Genomic DNA, 3,292 nt, shown 5'->3' on the forward strand with positions numbered 1-3,292 from the left:
TGGGCGAATCGGTGATCGCCAGCCACCAGATCGCGATCAACATCGCCTCGTTCTTCTTCATGATCCCGCTCGGTTTGGCCATGGCGATCACCGATTCGCCCAGGGTGGCGATGATCAACGCGGTCGCCACGAACAGCCCCGCTTCGGCCAGCAGGGTCACCGCCATCGGCGCACCGATGTGCACCAGCTGGCCGATCCGGCGCAGGTCCGGCCACTCGAAACAGTCGAACAGGCCCAGCCCGCGGTAATTGCGCCGGAAGATCACATAAATGCCGAACGCCAGCATCTCCAGCCACAGCACGATCGCCGTGGCCACGCCGCAACCGTGCGCGCCCTGCGGCGGGATACCCAGTTTGCCGAACATCAGCACGTAGCCCAGCGGGATCAGCAGCACCAGCCCGCCGAGGCTGAAGTACATCGACGGGCGGGTCAACGACAGGCCTTCGGAGAGGCCGCGCAGGGCGAAGTAGCAGGTCAGCGCCGGCGCGCCCCAGCTGATCGCGAGCAGGAAGCGCTGCACGTCATGACGCAGGCTCGGCGTCACCCCGATGAAATCGATCAGCGGCGCCGCGTGGCGCACCGCGAACCACAGCAGCACGCCCATGCCCAGCGCCATCCACAGCGCCTGGCGGAACACGGCGCCGACCTCGCCACGGCGACCGGCGCCGTCGAGCTGGGCCACCGACGGCGGCACCGCCATCATCATGCCGATGCCACTGACGATCGCCAGCGACCAGATGTTCGCTCCCACCGCCACCGCACCCAACACGTGCGCGCCGACGTGGCCGGCCAGTACGGCGTCGATCACGTTGCTGCCGATCGCGGCCAGCTGGGCGGCCATCAGCGGCAGCGCGAGGCGCACGGTCGCGCGCACCTCGTGTACGAGGCGAGCGCGTTCGGGGCGAAAAGGATTCATGGCACGATGAAACTCCGGGGCCGCGCATTTTACCTGAGCCATCCGTCACGGGCACGGCGCGCGGCACGTATGCGAAGATCGGCGACGCCTTCCCGGGGACCACGATGACGCAAGTACCCGCCTTGCCCAGCAGCGACACGCGCGTGCCGGCCCTGCCCGGCGAACGCCACTGCGCCAACTGCGGCGCCGTGCTGCAGGGCGAGTACTGCCATGACTGCGGACAGTCGGTGCGCAGCGTGCTGCGGCCGGTGCACGGCATGCTCGAGGACACGCTGGACCTGGTGGCCAACTGGGACGGTCGCGTGGTGCACACCTTGCCGCCACTGCTGCTGCGGCCGGGCTTTCTCACCCTGGAGTATTTCTCCGGTCGGCGGGTGCGCTACCTGGCGCCGTTCCGCACCATGTTCCTGCTGTGCCTGGCCGCCTTCTTCCTGCTGCCGATGGCGCTGGATACCAGCGATGCCGTGGACACGCCGGTGAAGGTGACCGTGACCGGCGCAAGCTTCCAGGATGCGAAAACCCCGGCCGAGGTGGATCGCCTGCTGAAGAAGGCGCTGAAGCAGTTCACGCCCACCGAGCAGATCCCGGTGGTCGGTTCGCTGGCCGCCCAGCAAATGGACAAGGCGCGCCTGCAACTGACCCGCGAGGCGATGCAGCGGCGCATCGCGTTGGGCGACACCACCGCCGTGGTGCCGCAGACGGTCGCCGACCTGCCCCCGCTGCCGGCGCCGCGCGTGCCCTCCGAAGCGGCGCAACACAATCCGCTGGACATGGCCTGGGACGCGCAGAAGTACCCGGTTCACGTGAGCTGGCTGCCCGGTTTCCTCAACCAGCGGATGAACCGCTCGCTGCAGCGCATGCACGACAACCTCGCCGCGATGCGCGGTCCGGGCGACCATTCGGCCATCAAGGCGCGCCTGCTCAACCAGGTCCTCGCCGCCCTGCCGGGGACGATGTTTTTCATGCTGCCGGCGTTCGCCCTGTTGCTCAAGGTGATGTACCTGTTCCGCCGCCGCCTGTATGTCGAGCACCTGATCGTGGCCTTGCACAGCCATGCCTTTCTGTTCCTGTGCCTGCTGCTGGGGGTGCTGTTCCAGTTGCTGTCGGTGGCGCTGGAACCGCACGCGAGCTGGCTTTCCACGCCGCTGGGCTGGCTGATCAACGTGCTCTGGATCTGGGCGCCGATCTACCTGCTGATGATGCAGAAACGGGTCTACCGCCAGGGCTGGCCGATGACGGTGCTGAAGTATCTGGTGACCGGCTGGTGCTACTGCTGGCTGCTGGCCTTCGCCATCCTCGGCGCCGCCGCGATGGGCCTCGCGGAGTGAGCAAAGCACCGCCCCCGAAGGGGTTTTGCACAGCGCGGCAAGGCCCCGGCGTCATGTGAAAGGGCTTTGTCGATTATGTGAACGGTGACCGCACCCGTTTTGCAACTCATTGATCAAGCGAAAAAAAATTTCATGACGAAAACGTCGCCACGCCGTCACGGAACGCGCCACGGCGGGCTTCGCGGGCTGCGTTCCCCGCAGCATCCACAGAGTTATCCACAGCGATTGTGGATAAGCATGAAAACATCGTTGGCATAGCGACTTATCCGGAATTTCTCGATCGCAGGGCAACAAGTACCCGCAACTCGCGCAGGTCCGGTGCCGGCGCTTGCCGGCTGGCGGGAAAGGGAGCTCGGTTACACTGACGATCGCCATCCGAGGACCTCATGCCGACCGTTCTCCGCGTCGCCCTGCCGCTGCCGCTGCCCACCCTGTTCGACTACCTGCCCCCGGCCGCGGCCATGCCGCCTCCGGGCAGCCGGGTGCTGGTGCCGTTCGGACGCGACAAGCTGGTCGGCGTGGCGGTGGAGAGCGGCGTCGAATCGGCGCTGGACGGCCCGCGGCTCAAGCCGGTGCTGCGGGCGCTGGACGACGAACCGCTGCTCGACGCCGAACTGCTGCAGACGCTGGCCTGGGCTACTGACTACTGGCTGGGCGCGCCGGGCGAGGTCTGCACCAATGCACTGCCGCTGTCACTGCGGGAGGCCCGGCCGCTGCCGGCGATCGGCCAGGAATACTGGGCGATCACCGCGGCCGGCCGCGATGCACTCGCGGCCGGCAGTCGCCGCGGCGGCAGCCGTACCCTGCTGACCTTGCTTGCCGATGGCGCACTCGGCGCGCAGGAGCTCAACGAGCGCCAGGCCGGCTGGCGCGAGGCCGCCCGCCGCCTCGCCGCCGCCGGCCTGATCGAACGCCGCGACCGCGCGCCGACCGAACCACGGGCCGTGTCGACGGCTCCCGCCCTCAGCGACGAGCAGCAGCAGGCGGTGGCCGCGGTCGGCGCCAGCTTCGGCCAGTACCAGCCGTTCCTGCTCGATGGCGTCACCGG

Annotated in this window: 3 protein-coding genes; 2 read left to right on the forward strand and 1 reads right to left on the reverse strand. The window is 68.2% G+C overall.

The window, feature by feature from the left end:
- Nucleotides 1-916, reverse strand: a 916-nt coding sequence (locus B1991_RS13880; protein WP_246031175.1) for an MATE family efflux transporter, incomplete at its 3' end; no start/stop codon positions are given.
- 104 nt (nucleotides 917-1,020) lie between these two features.
- On the opposite strand from B1991_RS13880, the gene B1991_RS13885 reads away from it, so the two are divergent.
- Both B1991_RS13885 and B1991_RS13890 read left to right on the forward strand, forming a co-directional pair.
- Nucleotides 1,021-2,244 (forward strand): DUF3667 domain-containing protein, encoded by a 1,224-nt coding sequence (locus tag B1991_RS13885; protein WP_136259276.1) that lies wholly within the window; start codon nucleotides 1,021-1,023, stop codon nucleotides 2,242-2,244.
- 386 nt (nucleotides 2,245-2,630) lie between these two features.
- Nucleotides 2,631-3,292 (forward strand): primosomal protein N' (locus B1991_RS13890; protein WP_484335330.1); only part of this gene is annotated, 662 nt, incomplete at its 3' end.

It is taken from the genome of Rhodanobacter lindaniclasticus (genome assembly GCF_004799035.1).
Lineage (GTDB): Bacteria > Pseudomonadota > Gammaproteobacteria > Xanthomonadales > Rhodanobacteraceae > Rhodanobacter > Rhodanobacter lindaniclasticus.

Excerpts from the sequence above, each read along its gene's own strand:
- B1991_RS13885 (WP_136259276.1), top strand. The coding sequence starts at position 1,021 with ATGACGCAAGTACCCGCCTTGCCCAGCAGCGACACGCGCGTGCCGGCC.